The sequence below is a fragment of the Gracilibacillus orientalis genome (assembly GCF_900114645.1).
Lineage (GTDB): Bacteria > Bacillota > Bacilli > Bacillales > Amphibacillaceae > Gracilibacillus > Gracilibacillus orientalis.
Genome location: NZ_FOTR01000003.1, coordinates 440,119 through 459,169 on the forward strand (window position 1 = coordinate 440,119; position 19,051 = coordinate 459,169).

Here is a 19,051-nt window from a genome sequence, read left to right on the forward strand (position 1 = left end):
GTTGTCAACTCCTAACTAAAGTCCCTTTACTTTGCCATTCTTTTTCTTAACTCAAATCCTAAATCAATTATACCTAAGATTCTTATCAAATAAAGTCCCATAAAGGGAAAAAATATAATGAAAAGGATGCTAATAACTGGTAAAGCAAGTGACCGCTTCTTTGCATGCGTATAAAAGAAAACAAATGCCAATCCTTGAATGGCCATCAATATTCCTGTTAAATGATACACATTCCATATTATAACAGAAGACCTCGTAGAATAGTCTCCCGCAGCAAAAAAGGAAATAAGTAACATGATGAAATAAAGCCACAAGATTATTTTAGGTAGGTTAAAGCTACGAAAAGGTGGAAAATAATATCGTTCTTGTTGTACTTTATTCATTACTTTATAGCATACCCATTGTGTTACAATCGCAAAACCCATGGAAACCACTACTAACATCACCGGCATTAACTGTAACATGTTCATCATTTGTTCTCGTATCAGATCCAAATTCTGTTGCCCCATACCTACTGCCTGGAATATGCCCTCTGTCATTTGGATAGAATCATCCGTTGCATTCTCAAAGGCAGTCATAATCGAGAACTGGAGTACCACTTCAATATAAGCGTATATCAGCGCCAATCCTAAAACAAAACCAGCCGTACCTTTAGCCCAGGTTTCATAAGGATGTTGCCCTTGCTTAATAGACCATCCCATCATAGCTCCACTTATCAAAGCTAACATTGTTAGTGGAAATGAGAATACAGGGACAATAAATAAAGAAAAAGATAACAAAAGTAGCATGCCTAATATTGTCCACTTTATTGTATAATTTTTCATTAACAATATAACTGGAATTGGCAACAAAAACATGGTAACTACTTGTATAAACGGAATAAGTATCGTTACTAACAGAAGTAGCAAAAAGATACCTTCATATATATAAAAATCCTTCCTAACCGGTTGCTGATCCATGAGAAACCACCTTTACTTTGACTGAAAAAGCACAGCAAGAAAGCGCTGTGCTTTTTCTTCGTACACTTTTTATATACTAATTATATACGAACAATATAACCACGACAAATTAAAGAGTTTTAAAACGGGATAAACTTCGCCCATTACTAATTTGAAATAGCTGAAAATTGGACAGAATGGAGATTGACCAGCATTTATCCATTCGATTTAAAAAAGAAATGCGGGAACCTCTTTTATCCAGTATACTATAAGGAGAATAATTAGAGGAGGAGCATCAGATGATTAAGACGATTATTTTTGACCTTGACGATACACTGTTGTGGGATAAAAAAAGTGTCAAAACCGCTTTTGAAGAAACTTGCCAATTAGCAAACCATAAATATGGAGTAGATCCTGAAAAATTAGAAGAGGCCGTTCGTGAGGAAGCTCGTAAGCTATATCAAGGATACGAAACCTATGAATTCACACAAATGATCGGCATTAACCCCTTTGAAGGACTTTGGGGAAATTTCTTAGATGACCATACATACTTTAAAAAAATGGCGGAGATTGTCCCTAATTACCGCAAGGATGCTTGGACAAATGGTTTAAAACAACTAGGGATTGAAGATGAGGAATTCGCTGCTGACTTGGCAGAACAATTTCCTGAAAACCGCAAAAAGAACCCTTTCATTTATGAAGAAACGTTTTCTATTTTAAAAAAATTACAACATGACTATCAATTAATCATGCTAACTAATGGCTCACCAGACTTACAAAATACGAAGTTAACGATTACTCCCGAATTAAAGGATTATTTCGATCATATTATTATTTCTGGTGACTTTGGTAGAGGTAAGCCAGATCCCAGTATTTTTGAGCATGTTTTAGAAACTGCTGGTGTAACAAAGGGAGAAGCATTAATGGTTGGAGACAATTTGATGACAGATATTCTTGGTGCAAACCGTACAGGAATTAAAAATGTCTGGATCAACCGTGAAAATAAACCGCCGCAAGAAGTGAAACCAACATATGAAATCAAACATCTCGAAGAACTATTTGATCTCATTTAAGTTAATGGTGAACATATATTACAAAACAAGAGCTCTTCTTAGTGACTAAAGAAGAGCTCTTGTTATATTTATAGTTCCATAGCGGTTAGTTTTTCAATTTCTTCAAATTCATTTAAAGCTTCAATTTCTGCGTCTTCTAAATATTTATCAATTGTTAAGATCATGATTGCTTCGCCACCGACATCAGAACGACCGACTTGCATGGCCGCAATGTTGATGTTTTTCTCTGCAAACATACTACCAACCTTACCAATGACACCTGGACGGTCATTGTGTTTAATAACAACTAGATTACCAGCAGGTACCACATCAACAGTATAAGCATCAACTTGTACAATGCGAGGACCTAAGCCATTTAGTAACGTACCAGAAATTGAACGTGTAACATCCTTTGTCTTCACTTCTACTGTTAATAAATTCGTAAATGCTTTTGTAGAAGAAGATTTATTTTCATTTACTTGAATACCTCGTTTTTCAGCTAAATAAGAAGCATTAACATCATTAATATGGTCACCCAGATGACGTTTTAATAAACCTTTAATAGTATTTCGCGTTAATGGCGCTACTTCTAACTCCGTTAATTCACCAGAATAAGAAATGTTGATTTCTTCAATAACACCACTCGTTAAGTAAGTTAAGAACGTTCCTAATTTTTCTGACAAGTAGAAGTATGGCTCAATTTTATTCATAATTTCTTTCGGTACAGATGGTAAGTTAACCGGGTTTTTAGCTACACCTTCTGTTAAGTAACGAACAACATCATGACTGACATCAATCGCTACATTTTCTTGTGCTTCTACGGTACTTGCACCTAAGTGTGGTGTTGCAATCACTTCTGGAAGTTCTAATAAACGATGATCTGTTGCTGGTTCCTCTTCAAACACGTCCAAGGCAGCGCCTGCTACTTTCCCGGATTTAATGGCATCGTAGAGTGCTTCTTCATCAATAATACCGCCACGAGCACAGTTAATAAGGCGTACACCGTCTTTCATTTTTGCGAATGCATCTTTATTAATTAAATGCTTTGTTTCTTTAATCAATGGTGTATGAACAGTGATGAAGTCAGATGCCACTATAACATCCTCAACCGTTCCAAAATCAACACCAAGCTTGTCTGCTCTTTCCTTGGTTAAAAATGGATCATAGGCAATGATATTCATTCGTTGACCTTTCGCACGAGCCGCTACTTCTGCACCAATACGCCCCATACCAACAACACCAAGTGTTTTACCTTTTAATTCTACCCCAACATGGGTTTTGCGATCCCATTTACCATTTTTCAATGCTAAAAATGCTTGTGGTATCTTTCTTGCCAATGACATGAGCATCGCAACAGTATGCTCTGCTGCAGAATTCGTATTTCCATCTGGTGCATTTACTACAATAACTCCGTATTCTGTTGCTGCACTCAAATCAATATTATCTACCCCAACACCGGCACGACCAATAATTTTCAGATTAGATGCTTGGCTAATAATATCTCTGGTTACTTTTGTTTGACTTCTTACTAGTAATGCCTCATATTCTCCAATTTTTTCTGTCAATTCGTCAGGAGATAAGCCAGTGTCAATGTCGACTTGGATATTATCTGCTTCACGTAACGGTTTAATCCCATCTTCACTTAACGGATCACTAATTAGTACTTTAAATGTCACAGTTGTCCCCTCCAAAAATGTATTTCTTGTAAAAAAGCATCAAACTTAAAGAATAAGTGAAATACTTCACTTATGTACTTTTTCTATTAATTAATATTATTATAGCACTTTTAAACTTTAATAAATAGAATTGAATTGAGAAAATTTTGACACTTTAATTTTTAGAAATGTTAGTAATATTAAGTTTTCTCTATCATAGCAAATTACAAGAGATTGTCAATATAAAACAACCATATTCTACGATAATGTTCGTCTTTTATTAGATATTATTTATTCTTACATCTGATAAATGTGTTATTTTTCACTAAAACACGAACATTAAGAGGAATGAATATTTTATATAAGCATACATAAGTTGTCTAGTCCAGTGAGGTAAAATATAGAGACGACATTTTTATAAAGTGGAGATTTCACGAAAAATTACATAAGAAAAACCGGGAAAGTAAGGTGACCCCGAAAAGTTAGAATTGATGAAATGTTTTTATCTGCTACGGCAACCGCTTCGGCTGACCGTTTCGCTTTCCGGGGGCATGCTCTTCAGCTAATTCCCCAGGAGTCGAAACGGTCGGCCTGCGCTATTGTTATGTTCTACAACTTATTATATAGAATCATTTTTCCGGAGCTGTGCCCAGCACTCTTTACATTTCAAAACACTCTTTATTTATGTCGCTTCTATAAGACAAAACGCTGTTATACCAAGGATTTTATACTTTCTTTAATTATAAAAAAAGCTTGAAGCATCACTCTTAGTGCTTCAAGCTTTTGACATTTCTTACTCACTTACGTAAGGTAAAAGCGCCATTTGACGAGCGCGTTTAATTGCCTTAGTCAATTTACGTTGATATTTTGCAGATGTTCCTGTTACACGGCGAGGAAGAATTTTTCCACGTTCAGATACGAAACGTCTTAATAAATCAACATCTTTATAGTCGATGTGTGTAATACCGTTCGCTGTGAAATAACACACCTTACGACGCTTTGCGCGACCACGACGAGCTGCCATATTCAAAAACCTCCTTTAATTTAAAATGGTAAATCATCATCAGAAATATCAATAGGCTCTCCACTATCTTGGAATGGATTCTCGCCATCTTTATTTCCTTGAGTATTTTGATTGTTATTATTTTGATTATTGTTGTTTTGGTTAAATTGATTTTGATTTGCTTGACTCGGTTGGTTCTGATTTTGATTATATCCTTGAGATCCTTGCGTGTTAGACTGTCCACCAGTTGATCCACCCTTAGATTCCAAGAATTGAATCGATTCTGCTACAACTTCTGTAATAAACACTCTTTTTCCTTCTTGATCATCAAAGCTACGAGTTTGGATTCGACCGTCTACACCGACAAGACTTCCTTTATTCATATAATTTGCAAGGTTTTCTGCCTGTCTTCTCCAGACTACACAATTAATGAAGTCTGCTTCTCGTTGTCCTTGCTGATTAGTAAAAGGTCTATTAGAAGCTACCGTAAAATTAGCTACGGCTACGCCATTTGGTGTGTAACGTAAGTCAGGATCTCTCGTTAACCTGCCGACAAGCACGACACGATTTAACATCAGAACCACTCCTTATTATTGATCGTCTTCACGAACTGTCATATAACGTATAATGTCGTCAGAGAATTTCGCTTGACGATTGAATTCGTTAATAGCTGTTTCATCACCTGCAAATTTAATAATTACATAATATCCATCACGGTGATCGTTGATTTCATAAGCAAGACGTTTCCTACCTACTTCTTCAACTTTTTCAATTTCCGCACCACTATTCGTAAGGAAAGAGTTAAAACGCTCGATTAGAGCAGTTTGTGCTTCCTCTTCGATATTTGGGCGGATGATGTACATGATTTCATATTTATTCATCCGTTTACACCTCCTTTTGGTCTTGGCGGCTCTATTTCTAAGAATAGAGCAAGGAGTAATAGTATAGTCTCATTACTCACAATAAGATATTATATCAATTTTCGACTACTAATGCAAACAATAATTTTGCATATTACAAGTGATCCTGCTATACGTTAAAACGGAAATGCATAACATCTCCATCTTTCACCAAATAATCTTTACCCTCTAATCTTGTTTTTCCTTTTTCTTTTGCAGCTTGTTCAGAACCCGCCTCAACTAAATCATCATAAGAGACTGTTTCAGCACGAATAAAACCTTTTTCAAAATCACTATGAATGATACCTGCTGCTTGTGGTGCTTTGATACCTTTTTCAAATGTCCATGCTCGTACTTCTTGCTCCCCTGCCGTAAAGTATGTTGCCAATCCAAGCAGATGATAAGTTGCCTTTATTAATTGATCTAAGCCGGATTCAGCAATCCCTAACTCCTCTAGGAACATCTCTCTTTCTTCTCCTTCTAACTCGGCAATCTCAGATTCCACCTTTGCACTTACGACAATTACTTCTGCTTCATCTTTTGCAGCAAAATTTCTTACAAGCTGTACATATTCATTGTTATCAGCTTCCAGTAATTCATCTTCTCCTACATTGGCAACATAGAGTACTGATTTACTTGTTAATAAATGCAGACTTTGGACAAGCTTTTGTTGCTCTTCTGTAAAAGAAACAGCACGTGCTGGCGTTTCTTCTTCAAATGCATCATTTAACTTTGAAAGCACTTCATATTCAGCCATTGCTTCTTTATCCTTCTGTCTTGCCATTTTTTCCACACGTTGCATTCGTTTTGTAACAGTTTCTAGGTCCGCTAAAATAAGCTCTAAATTAATCGTTTCAATATCAGAGATAGGATCTACTTTTCCTGATACATGTGTAATATTTTCGTCTTGAAAACAACGAACAACGTGACAAATAGCATCTACCTGACGAATATGAGAAAGAAACTGGTTTCCTAATCCCTCTCCTTTACTCGCACCTTTTACAATTCCTGCAATATCAGTAAACTCAAAGGCTGTCGGGATCGTCTTTTTTGGTTTTACTAATTCTGTTAGTTTTTGCAATCTTACATCTGGTACTTCTACAATTCCAACATTTGGGTCAATTGTACAGAATGGATAATTCGCCGACTCTGCGCCCGCCTGTGTTATTGCGTTAAATAACGTTGACTTACCCACGTTAGGTAAACCAACAATTCCTGCTGTTAATGCCATGTTAACTTTCACTCCTTAAGGATTCCGTCCATATGAACGTATCTGTCATAACAATTATAGTGATACTTGACCAAAATGACAAGTTATCTAAATGCGAAAATCAAGGGATTAAAGCCCTTGATTTTCCGATTTTCTCTTATTGATAAAACGTTTTTCTACCTTTTAGTATACCAGAAAAAATGATTTTGTTTCACGTGAAACAATTTTATGAAAGTTTTTTCATTCCATATGTTCGAGTACTCGCTTCATTTTTTGTTCGAATTGTTTACGTGGTAACATGACCCTGTGCCCACATCCTTCACACTTAATTCGAATATCCATGCCCATGCGGATTATTTTCCAGCGGTTTACTCCACATGGATGTGACTTTTTCATTTCGACTACATCATTTAACTGAAATTCCTTGCGCTCCATGTTATCACCTCTATCTTAACACGATGGTCTAGTACTATTATATTAGATTCTTTTATAAAAAGGAAATAGTAAGATAGCACAAAGCAGATATAAATTTACAATACCATAGATTGGATATAAAAAGGCAACAAGCGTAGAAAAACCAATATTAGTTAACGGTGTTAGCACGACTAATAAAAGTAGTGCGATTTGCCACATATGATACTTTAAAAATCGGGTAATTCTTGTAACAAGTCCTAACACACTGGAGATAGCAGTAGTGAATATCGCACACCATAATAAAATTGACATTAAAATATACGTATAGCTAGGGTAATTTTTTAGAATAGCGAATAAAGGAATTTCATATAAGATGATAATCTCGGATATTTGTATTAAAGAATTATTATACAAAAAGGAGATAATTCCTAGAATAAAACCACTACCAACACTAGCAATCACTATTTCACCATTTGATTCGATTTTCTCCCCTACTGCTCCTAATACAGCGAGAATAGATAATATATTTAAAGCTGTAAAAGTAAAAGCTGCTGTCCAATTTGCTTGATGATCTAAAGATAAAATAAACGTTAATTGTTCATCCATTGTATAAATCAATAATATGGATAATAAACCAACGATTAATAATGGTAGAATGATGACATTAAATGTGAGAACCCCTTTGACACCTTTGATAAAAATTAGAATGATAAAGGCAACAATAAATAGAATCCCAATCCATTTGGATAGTTGAAAAGCTTCAAACGTTGCTCCACTGCCAGCAATCATAATCACCGTTGTAGACATAAGGTAGAAAAAAATTAAAATATCATAAAAACGGGCAATACGTTTACCAAGGATAATCTGCAGTAACGCATAATAATTGGACGTTTGATTTTGATAGCTTATTTTCATCGTAATACCAACAGCACAAATAAATAATAAAGAAAATAATATGATGGCTAGTCCACTTTCATGACCAAAAAATTGCCATAATTCTCTACCTGAAGCATACCCTGCCCCAACCATTGTTCCTATAATTAAAAACATCCACTTCATACCCGATTTCCACATAACTTTGCCTCCAAAAAAGCTTTAGATATATTAAAAATATGCGACTTGGGACAAAGGTATGAAAAAAACTTACATCATTTTACACTAAAAAGACATAGCTAAAATAAAAAATAATGAAAATAAAAACAGCTGGAAGAAAATCACCTATTTTTATTTTAGTGATTTGTAATATGTTTAAACCTATCGCTAAAATTAATAGCCCTCCTATTGCCGTCATTTCACTTATAAATCCATCTAATACATGTTGCGGGAGCCACTTATTAATCTGTACCGCAAGTAATGCAATAGATCCTTGATATAAAATAACTGGTATAACAGAAAAAATCACACCATAACCTAATGTAGTAGTTAGTACCATGGCCAGAAAACCATCTAAGAAAGCCTTCGTGTACAAGACTTCATGGTCTCCACTCAAGCCACCATCTAATGCACCTACAATAGACATTGCACCAATGACAAAAATTAAGGTAGCCGTAATAAATCCTTCCGTGAGATTACCATTTCCTCTCTTGCTTACTTTCTTTTCTAATTTTTGCCCGATGACATTTAATTTATCTTCCAAATGTATACTTGCACCAATAATGGATCCGATTAAAAGACTGAGGAGAATTAAAATAATATTATCTGCTTGTATCGCCATCTGAATACCGATAAGGGCTACCACCAACCCAATTCCTTGTAAAGCTGTATTTTTAATCCTTCCAGGAATATTCGAAAAAACAATCCCTAAAATTGTACCAATAATAATACATAAACCATTTACTAAAGTTCCTAACAAAGCCATTGTACAGCCACCTTCACCAATATTTTCACATGAAAAAGCCTGATCATTTGCACTAGCAAACAATCAGACCAAATGTTATTCCATCTTATCTAAAATACGATTTAAATCTTCTTCTGAAAAGAAATCAATTTCAATTTTACCTTTTCGTTTACCCTTATTAATCTTTACGTTTGTTCCAAAGTAATCTTTTAAATGATTTTCCTTTTCTGTGATGAAAATATCCTTCTTTTGTTTTTTCTTTTTCTTTGGTTGCTGATTATTTAATTCATTTATTAACGCTTCCACTTGCCGAACATTTAATTTCTCTGCTGTAATCCGTTTCACTACTGGTTTGACTTTGGTTTTATCCTTTAAACCTAATAACGCTCTACCATGTCCCATGGACAGTGCTCCGTGATTAATCTGTGCCATAACATCCTGTGGCAAGCTGAGGAGCCTTACAAGGTTCGCAATATGTGACCTGCTTTTTCCTAATCGCTTAGCAAGTTGATCTTGTGTGGTACCTAACTCATTAATTAAGCGATCATATGCGGTTGCTTCTTCTATTGGAGTTAAATCTTCACGCTGAATATTCTCTAATAATGCTAACTCCATCATTTGTTCGTCTGTTAACTCTTTAATAATAACAGGGATGGTTCCTAAATTTGCCTCTTTTGCCGCTCTATACCTTCGTTCCCCTACTACAATCTCATATCCTCTAATACTCTTTCTTACTATCAAAGGTTGTAGGATACCATGTTCTAAAACAGACTCTTTTAACTCCTCTAGTGCATCTGCTTCAAATACTTTTCGTGGTTGATATGGGTTTGGCCGGCATTTTGTCAGTTCTATTTCCTCAATCTTGTCAGATTCTTTTTCTTCGATTTCCGGGAAAAATGCATCTAATCCCTTACCTAATCCTCTAGCCACCTGCAATCACTTCCTTTGCTAAATCAAGGTAAACTTCTGCCCCTCTTGATTTAGAATCGTATGATATGATTGGTTTTCCATGACTTGGTGCTTCACCTAAACGAACATTACGTGGCACCACCGTATTATAAACTTTATCTTGAAAATATTTTTTTACTTCATCTATTACTTGTAAACCAAGATTCGTTCTTGCATCTAACATGGTTAACAGAACGCCTTCAATCATTAGTTCTTTATTTAAATGTTTTTGCACTAACCGAATCGTGTTTAATAACTGACTTAATCCTTCTAATGCATAATACTCACATTGAACTGGAATTAATACAGTGTCTGACGCTGTTAATGCATTTATTGTTAACAATCCTAATGAAGGAGGGCAATCTATAATAATATAATCATAGTCATCCTTAATGTTATCAAGTGCTTTCTTTAGACGAACTTCACGTGAAATAGTAGTAACTAATTCTATCTCAGCACCAGCTAGCTGAATTGTTGCAGGTATTATGTCTAAGTTTTCGATATCTGTTTGAAAACATACTTGACTTGTCTCAATATCTTCTACTAACACATTATATATACAATGACTTACATCTGCTTTATTAATCCCTACCCCACTTGTAGAATTACCCTGAGGGTCTATATCAACAATTAATATTTTTTTATTAAGATGTGCTAAGCATGCACTTAAATTTACAGAAGAAGTCGTTTTACCGACGCCACCTTTTTGGTTTGCAACGGCTATTATTTTACCCATGGTGTCACCTACCTCTTGCATCTTTTCTCTTATTCTATCACTAATAATCTATTTAAAATAAAGATTTTTTTATTTTTTCAAAATAGTTTAATCTATCACAGTACTAATCATCCAAGCCCCGACTGTAGCAGTCTCACTTTATACCCTTGGAAGCTACCCTCTATCTTGCCAAAAAACAACCCATCTTTCTAACTTATAAAGATGGGTCATCATGTAATCATTTTTTCTTAGGTATTTTGATCGTGAACTGATAATACTCATCATGATCCTGTTCATCTGTCTCTAAGTCAATCCCAGTGTCAGATACCATGTCTAGTGATTGCCTAATCGTGTTCATGGCAATTCTCATATCTTTGTTAACACCTTTTAATCTAGGCTTTTTAGCAGGCTTTTTCTTATCAGATAACAGTCGCTCTATTTGAGCCTCTGTTTGTTTTACATTCAAATCCCGTTCAATAATCTGTTCTAAAACTTTCAGTTGAAGTTCTTCACTCTTTAAAACGATCAATGAACGAGCATGTCTTTCCGTAATCGTCTTCTGCAAAATAGCTTGTTTCACTTGTTCTGGCAATTTCAATAAGCGCATTTTATTTGCTATAGTGGATTGACTTTTACCTAAGCGTTGGGCTAATGCTTCTTGTGTTAACTCGTGCATTTCTATTAATTTCTCATATGCTGACGCTTCTTCGATTACTGTAAGTTCCTCACGTTGCAAGTTTTCTATTAATGCTACCGATGCAGTCTCTTTATCTGTCATATTGCGAACAATTGCCGGTATCTTTTCCCAATCCAAGCTTTTAGCGGCTCGCCAACGTCTTTCACCGGCTATTATTTCATATTGTTCTGCTTCCTGATCAATAGATCGGACTACAATCGGCTGAATCATACCATGTGTATGTAGAGTTTGTGCTAATTCTTTAATTTTTTCTTCATTAAAGATGGATCTAGGCTGGTATCGATTTGCTTCAATAGCATCAATATTGATGAAAACTACTTCATCTTGATAGTTTCCTTGGTCCTCAATTTCGTCATCCACCTTATCACCTAATCCAAAAATCCGACCAAATGGGTGTAACATAAAAAACACCACCTTTTTTCTGCTTAAACAAATTCAAATAATGTTGTATGAGAGCGAATACTTATCCCTGTTTATTAATTTAATACAAGGGAAAACTTGCTTAAAACTAGAATTTAAGCAAGTCTTAGAAGCCGTTTTATATCCCAAATGTTTCACGTGGAACATAACTAGTAATCTGTTACTCTTATTTTATCACAAAAATCGCGAAAGAGATAAAAAATATGACTTATTTTTTATAAAAATATCTTTTATAAAGGATTTTTATTTGGAACACCTGGTTTTCTTGGGAACTTTTTTGGTGTTTTACGCTTTTTGCTAACGATAACGATATTTCTTTCCCCATTATTTTCTGGTAATGAAAAATGCCCAACACGTTGTAATTTTCCACCTAATAATTCCATTGCATCCTCAGCATCGGCAAGTTCCTCATCCACATTAGATCCCTTCATGGCAATAAACGTACCATTTGTTCGTAAAAGTGGTAGGCAAAGCTCAGACAAAACAGATGTTCTGGCAACAGCTCGAGCCATCACTACATCAAATTTATGTCTGAACTGTTCGTTTTTACCAAACAATTCTGCTCGATCATGGTAAAAACTTACACCTTCAAGTTCTAGTTCTGTAGCTAAATGATTTAAAAAGGTAATTCGTTTATTTAATGAATCTACAATCGTGACCTGTATTTGTGGAAAAAGTATTTTGAGTGGAATACTTGGGAAACCAGCACCAGCACCCACATCACATACATGAAATTCATTAGTAAAATCAAAATAGAAGGCAGCCGTGATTGAATCATAAAAATGTTTTGCATAGACCTCTTCTTTATCTGTGATTGCAGTTAAATTCATTTTTTCATTCCACTCCACCAGTACGTGGAAGTATGTTTCAAATTGCTGTAATTGCTTTTCTGTGATCTCTATACCTTCTCTTTTTAGATGTTCTTGAAAGGAAAGAAGATTCATCATGCCACTCCTCTATTCGTTCGATACTTTAGCCACATTCCCTTGTTCAATATACACTAAAAGAATGGAAACATCAGCTGGATTAACACCAGATATTCTTGATGCTTGAGCTACTGATAGCGGACGTACTTGTTTTAATTTTTCTCTCGCTTCTGTAGCAATACCACTAATCGCATCATAATCAATATCTTCTGGAACTAATTTATTTTCCATTTTTTTCATGCGTTCGACTTGTTGATTCGATTTCACGATATAACCTTGATATTTAATTTGAATTTCTACTTGTTCTTTCACATCAGCCGCTAATACTTTTTCAGATGGTGCTATTTGTTCTATTACATCATAAGTAACTTCTGGTCGTTTCATTAAATCATAAGCAAGAATTCCATCTTTTAACCTAGTACCACCGACAGACTCCATTAGCTGTTGCAGTTCTTCTGTTGGTTTTAAACGAATATTGCTTAATCGTTCTTTTTCTTCCTCAACTAAATGTTTCTTTTCTTCAAAACGTGCAAATCGTTCATCTGGAATTAAGCCGATTTGGTGACCAATATCAGTTAAACGCAAGTCCGCATTATCGTGACGTAGTAATAAGCGATATTCTGCACGTGAAGTTAATAAACGATATGGTTCATTGGTACCTTTTGTTACAAGGTCGTCAATTAATACACCAATATACGCTTGTGATCGATCTAAAATTAATGAATCTTTGTCCAATGCCTTTGCAGCTGCATTAATACCAGCCATTAAGCCTTGACCTGCCGCTTCTTCATAACCGGATGTTCCATTAATTTGACCTGCTGTAAATAATCCTTTGATATTTTTCACTTCAAGTGTTGGCCATAATTGAGTTGGTACTACCGAATCATATTCAATTGCGTAACCGCCACGCATAATATCCGCTTCTTCCAACCCAGGAATACTGCGCAAAATTTCGTGTTGTACATATTCAGGTAATGAAGTAGATAGACCTTGGACATATACTTCATCGGTATTACGGCCTTCTGGCTCTAAGAAAATTTGATGACGTGGTTTATCATGGAATCGGACAATTTTATCCTCAATGGATGGGCAATAACGCGGTCCTGTTCCTTTGATCATGCCTGAATACATAGCTGATAAACCTAGATTTTCATTAATAATCTCGTGGGTTTTTTCATTTGTATATGTTAACCAGCACGGAATTTGATCCAGAATTTCCTCCGTCGTTTCATAGGAAAAGTGTTGTGGATTTTCATCCCCTGGTTGAATTTCCGTTTTATCATAATCAATCGAATGATTATTAACTCTTGGAGGTGTACCTGTTTTAAAGCGAACAAGATCAAACCCAAGCTCTTCCAGGTTTTCCGCTAATTTTACACTTGCTCGTTGGTTATTTGGTCCACTTTCATAAGAAATATCTCCAGTAATAACACGGCCGCGCATAAACGTACCGGTAGTAATAATGACAGATTCAGCACGGTATAATGCTTTAGTCTCTGTTATAACTCCTTTTACTTTACTATCTTCAACAAGTAATTCCTCAACCATTCCTTGTCTTATAGTTAAATTCGGTTCTTCTTCTAATGTTTGCTTCATTTCTTGAATATAAAGTGGTTTGTCTGCTTGTGCACGTAATGCCCGAACAGCAGGCCCTTTCCCAGTATTAAGCATTCTCATTTGAATATATGTTTTATCGATCACTTTACCCATTAATCCGCCTAATGCATCAATTTCACGAACGACGATACCTTTGGCAGGTCCACCAATTGACGGGTTACAAGGCATAAATGCGATCAAATCTAAGTTCAATGTTAATATTAATGTTTTCGCTCCACTTTTAGCAGCAGCATATGCAGCCTCTACTCCTGCATGACCTGCCCCGATGACGATCACATCATATTGACCAGCTTCGTAAGTTGACATCGCTGATCCTCCTTTTTGTTGTTAAAATTATTTTCCTAAACAGAACTGTGAAAACAGTTGATCAATCAAACTGTCTTGCATCGTATCTCCTATAATCTCACCTAATAGCTCCCATGCTCTTGTAACATCAATTTGTACCAGGTCAATAGGCATATCCGCATCCATCGCGTCGATTGCATCTTCCAAAGCCTTTATAGTTTGCTGCAATAATTGAATATGACGTACATTCGACACATACGTTAAGTCACCACTGTCCAAATCTCCAGCAAAAAAGGTATCTGCAATAGCTTCTTCTAAAGCATCCATACCTTTATCTTCAATTAAGGTAGTGGTGATTACTTTTTGATCACCGGCTAATTGCTTCACTTCTTCCAATTCTAACTTTTGATCTAGGTCTGTTTTATTGATAATCACTATATATTCTAAGCCCTCTACAGCTTTAAAAAGATTACGGTCTTCCTCTGTTAATTCTTCACCATAGTTTAGTACAAGTAAAATTAAGTCAGACTCTTTTAAGGCTTGACGTGACCGTTCTACACCGATCCGCTCAACAATATCCTCTGTTTCACGAATCCCTGCCGTATCAACTAACCGTAACGGAATACCACGAACGTTAACATATTCCTCTATCACATCTCTCGTTGTACCTGGAATTTCCGTTACAATCGCCTTCGTTTCCTGTACAAATGCATTAAGCAATGACGACTTTCCTACATTTGGGCGTCCAATGATCGCTGTTCCAATACCTTCACGTAAAATTTTCCCTTGCTTCGCCATACTTAATAATCGATCAACTTCTTGATATACCTCTGCTGTTCGTTCTCTTAGCATCTGATGAGACATTTCTTCAACGTCATCATACTCCGGATAGTCTATGTTCACTTCTACATGCGCTACCGTTTCAATTAACTTTTGCCTTAATTGATGAACGAGTTTCGATAGTTTTCCATCTAATTGCTTCAAAGCTATATTCATGGCTTTATCTGTTTTGGCACGAATCAAATCCATGACTGCTTCTGCTTGTGATAAATCAATACGGCCATTGAGAAATGCTCGTTTGGTAAACTCTCCTGGTTCAGCTAAACGTGCACCGTGGAATAAAACATGTTCTAATAATCGATTAACAGATACCAGTCCACCATGACAGTTAATCTCTACTACGTCTTCTTTCGTAAACGTTTTTGGTGCACGCATGACGGTAACCATTACTTCTTCCATTATTTCATTTGTCTCGGTATCAACTATTTTTCCATAATGAATCGTATGGGATTCGACTGTTTCGAGATCTTTCCCTTCAAACAGTTTATTACTTATAGCAATTGCATCCTCTCCACTTAATCGTACAATCGCAATTGCTCCTTCTCCTATCGGTGTCGAAATCGCTGTTATTGTATCTTTTTCCACTCTCTCACCCCCATTATTCCATTTTTTCTATATTAATTAACGATATTTTTCATTTAGTGTCACTAACTTATTAGAATATCATAAAACTATATCACTTGAAAAGATATCCACACTGAGTTTTCACTTTTATATATAACATATATTATCCACATGTGCATAACTTTTTATGAATTTTGTTATGCACAAACATCCAAAAGATAATTATTCACATGTACTCTATGTCGAAAATTGCTCCTTACCTTCCTTTCTTCTTTAAATAGCAAAATATACTCCCATGACCTTACTACTTGTTTATTCTCTACTACTAAATTCCTCCAATCAAAGTTAGACAAATTCAGAATAGGATTTCTTAACTGATTCTAACTTGATAAAACTTACGAACCAGTAAATATTTAGATTTGCTTCTTTCAGTCTGATTATTGTTGACTACTAAGCGATCGCTGCGGAAAAACACTTTTCCAAAGGGAGCTTCAGCTCGTGTTTTCTCTAGAGTGTCTCATTTAATAAATATTATCGACAAAAAAACGAGCAATCGTGGTTGATTACTCGCGTCTAAGGACAAGTTATTTATTTTGGTTTAATGACTACGTAGCGGTTAGGATCTGTTCCTTTTGAATCTGTTTCGACATCTGTTCTTTTTTGTAATGCTGTATGAATCACTTTTCGCTCAAATGAAGGCATTGGTTCGATTCTTACGTCTTTCTTCGTCTGACTAGCACGATCAGCCAATCTTTCTGCCAATGAGATAAGTGTTTCTTGTCTTCTTTCACGATAACCTTCAGCATCAACAATTACCGTATAATATTTATCAGCATATTGATGCATTGCCAATTGTGCTAAATATTGAATAGCATTCAATGTTTGACCACGTTTTCCAATTAATAACGCAATCTTTTCTCCAGACAATTGCAATGTAACAACATTCTGATTTACTTCTGCATCAACTTTTACATCTACATGAAACTCAGCAATGATCGTTTCTACATACTTTAGAATTTTTTCCACAGGATCTTCTTCTGGTTGTTGTTCCTTCACTGGAACATCTTCCACTGGTTGATCATCTTTTGCGACTTTTACAATCGCAGGCTTTGAGCCGAATAAACCAAATAACCCTTTTTTACCCTCATCAATTACCTCAATTTTTGCTTGGTCCTCTATGATGTTTAACTGCCTTAACGCTGATTGGACCGCTTCTTCTACAGTTTGTCCAGTAGCAGTTATTTGTCTCACTATTCATTTCCTCCTGCATTCGCCTCATCACGTTTCATCATTGGATTTTTAATTAATAGTGTCTGGAATACCATAAAGATATTACCTACTGCCCAATAAAGTGCCAATGCTGATGGGAAGAATATTGCAAACACCCCAATCATAATCGGCATTAAATAAAGCATCATTGTCATTTGAGGCATCATTGTATTTTGTTGTCCTGTTGTTCCAGCCATCATTAACTTTTGCTGTAAAAAAGTAAATCCAGCTGTAAGCACCGGCAAGATATAGTAAGGATCTGGTGAATCCAATTGGAACCATAAAAATTCGTGATTATCAAGTGCACCCGTACGCATAATTGCATGATAAAAGGCAATTAAAATCGGCATCTGTACAATAATAGGTAAACAACCGGCTAATGGATTGACACCATTCTTTTGGAACAACTCCATTGTTTCCTTTTGTAACTTTTGCTGGGTTTCTTGATCTTTGGAACTATACTTTTCTCTAACTTTTTTTAATTCTGGTTGAATTTGTTGCATTGCTTTTGAACTTTTCAATTGTTTAATGTTTAGCGGGAGTAATATTAATCTGATTAGAAGAGTGACTAGAACTATAGAAAGTCCATAACCGTATTCTGCGTTGAAAAATTCTGCAACATGTACGATCAACCATGATAATGGATATACAAAAAAACGATTCCATATCCCGTCACTTTCTGGAGTAATATCCTGATCAATTTCGGTACAGCCAGATAGTAATACCAACACTCCGACTAAGCCCAGTAATAATAGGAGCTTCTTACGCATCGTTATCCTCCTTAATTCCTTCACATTCACGTTGTTTATCGTTACTCATTTTATCATTATCATCTATCAACAAGCTAGTGATAATGGTATAAAAACACGATTATTAACAAAAAGTTCATTTATTTAATAAAAGCTTTGTTTTATAAAGTAAATGATTGACACTCTTTTTTACTTGATGAAAATCCATATCTTTTGTTGGTTGTCTAGCAATAATAATTATATCATAATCACTTTTTATATTTATATCAAGATCAAGAAAAGCTTGTCTAATATAGCGCTTTACTTGATTGCGTACTACAGCATTCCCAATTTTTTTACTTACAGACAACCCAACTCGGTAATGTTGTTGTTGTCCTTTATGTAAATAATAAATGACTAGTTGTCGATTAGCAAAAGAAGCGCCCTTCTTAAAAACCTCTTGAAATTCACTATTCTTTTTAATTCTCCAAGCTTTCTTCATTACTAGCGCGCCTCCATTAAAGATAACAATGCTCATTCTTAAAAGCTATGCCATACATGGAAAAGACCACTGAGTGTGTCAGTGGCCTATGCAGACAATACTTTTCTACCCTTCTTACGACGACGAGCAATTATTTTTTTTCCATTTTTAGTACTCATACGTGTACGAAATCCATGAACCTTTTTACGTTTACGATTATTTGGTTGAAATGTACGTTTCATTTATATGCACCTCCCTGAGGAATCTAAAAATCTTAATTCATAAGACAGTCTTACTCATTATACTTATAAATCATTTCTCATGTCAATGCCTATTTCTAAAAAGCATCAAATAGCTCGTTATTTTCCTTGTTTGCTATAGATATCTACGCCTTATGTTTCTAACCATATAAAAATCCCAAAACAAAATCAGTACTTCATCTGTACTACAACAAGGATCCGCAAAATCTGTTATACTACAGAAACGTGTGGATAAGTATAAATCACCAAAACGACTTTATCAACTCTTTATCGACAAATTACTCACAAAATAA

The 19,051-nt window shown here is 35.4% G+C and carries 20 protein-coding genes; 1 reads left to right on the forward strand and 19 read right to left on the reverse strand.

Going from position 1 to position 19,051, the window contains the following annotated elements; all coding sequences use genetic code 11:
* Positions 1-26: 26 nt before the first annotated feature.
* Positions 27-959 carry a YybS family protein gene (locus BM121_RS08020; protein ID WP_091483080.1) on the reverse strand — a complete coding sequence of 311 codons (933 nt, stop codon included), beginning with the start codon at positions 957-959 and terminating at the stop codon, positions 27-29.
* 278 nt (positions 960-1,237) lie between these two features.
* Between BM121_RS08020 and BM121_RS08025 the strand changes: the two genes are divergently transcribed.
* Complete coding sequence (locus tag BM121_RS08025; RefSeq protein ID WP_091483082.1) at positions 1,238-2,011, forward strand: HAD family hydrolase; 774 nt, start codon at positions 1,238-1,240, stop codon at positions 2,009-2,011.
* Positions 2,012-2,079: 68 nt separating this feature from the next.
* Here BM121_RS08025 and serA read toward each other — a convergent pair whose 3' ends face one another.
* From serA to rpmH, 18 genes are all read right to left on the reverse strand, one after another.
* Positions 2,080-3,666 carry a phosphoglycerate dehydrogenase gene (gene serA, locus BM121_RS08030; protein WP_091483084.1) on the reverse strand — a complete coding sequence of 529 codons (1,587 nt, stop codon included), beginning with the start codon at positions 3,664-3,666 and terminating at the stop codon, positions 2,080-2,082.
* A 772-nt stretch (positions 3,667-4,438) separates the two neighbouring features.
* The gene (rpsR, locus tag BM121_RS08035) at positions 4,439-4,669 is read right to left on the reverse strand and encodes a 30S ribosomal protein S18 (RefSeq protein ID WP_091483086.1); all 231 of its coding nucleotides are present in this window, start codon (positions 4,667-4,669) and stop codon (positions 4,439-4,441) included.
* A gap of 20 nt (positions 4,670-4,689) precedes the next feature.
* Positions 4,690-5,223: a single-stranded DNA-binding protein gene (gene ssb / locus BM121_RS08040; protein WP_091483088.1), complete on the reverse strand. Its 534-nt coding sequence runs from the start codon at positions 5,221-5,223 to the stop codon at positions 4,690-4,692.
* Positions 5,224-5,238: 15 nt separating this feature from the next.
* On the reverse strand, positions 5,239-5,529 hold the full coding sequence (gene rpsF / locus BM121_RS08045; protein WP_091483090.1) for a 30S ribosomal protein S6: 291 nt from the start codon (positions 5,527-5,529) through the stop codon (positions 5,239-5,241).
* A gap of 148 nt (positions 5,530-5,677) precedes the next feature.
* Complete coding sequence (gene ychF / locus BM121_RS08050; RefSeq protein WP_091483092.1) at positions 5,678-6,778, reverse strand: redox-regulated ATPase YchF; 1,101 nt, start codon at positions 6,776-6,778, stop codon at positions 5,678-5,680.
* Positions 6,779-6,997: 219 nt separating this feature from the next.
* Positions 6,998-7,192, reverse strand: a complete 195-nt coding sequence (locus BM121_RS08055; protein ID WP_091483094.1) for a DUF951 domain-containing protein — start codon at positions 7,190-7,192, stop codon at positions 6,998-7,000.
* Between the two features lie 42 nt (positions 7,193-7,234).
* Positions 7,235-8,245 carry a YkvI family membrane protein gene (locus BM121_RS08060; protein ID WP_091483096.1) on the reverse strand — a complete coding sequence of 337 codons (1,011 nt, stop codon included), beginning with the start codon at positions 8,243-8,245 and terminating at the stop codon, positions 7,235-7,237.
* Positions 8,246-8,324: 79 nt separating this feature from the next.
* A complete protein-coding gene (locus tag BM121_RS08065) occupies positions 8,325-9,029 on the reverse strand; it encodes a DUF554 domain-containing protein (protein WP_091483098.1) in 705 nt (234 codons plus the stop codon).
* Between the two features lie 75 nt (positions 9,030-9,104).
* On the reverse strand, positions 9,105-9,938 hold the full coding sequence (locus tag BM121_RS08070; protein ID WP_091483100.1) for a ParB/RepB/Spo0J family partition protein: 834 nt from the start codon (positions 9,936-9,938) through the stop codon (positions 9,105-9,107).
* Positions 9,931-10,692, reverse strand: a complete 762-nt coding sequence (locus BM121_RS08075; RefSeq protein WP_091483177.1) for a ParA family protein — start codon at positions 10,690-10,692, stop codon at positions 9,931-9,933. The genes BM121_RS08070 and BM121_RS08075 overlap by 8 nt, the downstream gene beginning before the upstream one ends.
* Before the next feature lie 217 nt (positions 10,693-10,909).
* Positions 10,910-11,770 (reverse strand): nucleoid occlusion protein, encoded by an 861-nt coding sequence (gene noc, locus BM121_RS08080; RefSeq protein ID WP_091483102.1) that lies wholly within the window; start codon positions 11,768-11,770, stop codon positions 10,910-10,912.
* 248 nt (positions 11,771-12,018) lie between these two features.
* Entirely contained in the window at positions 12,019-12,732 is a 714-nt protein-coding gene (rsmG, locus tag BM121_RS08085; protein WP_091483104.1) for a 16S rRNA (guanine(527)-N(7))-methyltransferase RsmG, read from the reverse strand.
* A 12-nt stretch (positions 12,733-12,744) separates the two neighbouring features.
* Positions 12,745-14,637, reverse strand: a complete 1,893-nt coding sequence (gene mnmG, locus BM121_RS08090; RefSeq protein ID WP_091483106.1) for a tRNA uridine-5-carboxymethylaminomethyl(34) synthesis enzyme MnmG — start codon at positions 14,635-14,637, stop codon at positions 12,745-12,747.
* Between the two features lie 27 nt (positions 14,638-14,664).
* Positions 14,665-16,041, reverse strand: a complete 1,377-nt coding sequence (mnmE, locus tag BM121_RS08095) for a tRNA uridine-5-carboxymethylaminomethyl(34) synthesis GTPase MnmE (protein WP_091483108.1) — start codon at positions 16,039-16,041, stop codon at positions 14,665-14,667.
* Positions 16,042-16,608: 567 nt separating this feature from the next.
* Positions 16,609-17,271 carry an RNA-binding cell elongation regulator Jag/EloR gene (gene jag / locus BM121_RS08100; protein WP_091483111.1) on the reverse strand — a complete coding sequence of 221 codons (663 nt, stop codon included), beginning with the start codon at positions 17,269-17,271 and terminating at the stop codon, positions 16,609-16,611.
* A complete protein-coding gene (spoIIIJ, locus tag BM121_RS08105) occupies positions 17,271-18,059 on the reverse strand; it encodes a YidC family membrane integrase SpoIIIJ (protein WP_091483113.1) in 789 nt (262 codons plus the stop codon). Before spoIIIJ ends, jag begins: the two co-directional genes overlap by 1 nt.
* A 115-nt stretch (positions 18,060-18,174) precedes the next feature.
* A complete protein-coding gene (rnpA, locus tag BM121_RS08110; protein WP_091483114.1) occupies positions 18,175-18,519 on the reverse strand; it encodes a ribonuclease P protein component in 345 nt (114 codons plus the stop codon).
* Between the two features lie 86 nt (positions 18,520-18,605).
* Positions 18,606-18,740, reverse strand: a complete 135-nt coding sequence (rpmH, locus tag BM121_RS08115) for a 50S ribosomal protein L34 (RefSeq protein WP_091483116.1) — start codon at positions 18,738-18,740, stop codon at positions 18,606-18,608.
* Positions 18,741-19,051: the final 311 nt, after the last annotated feature.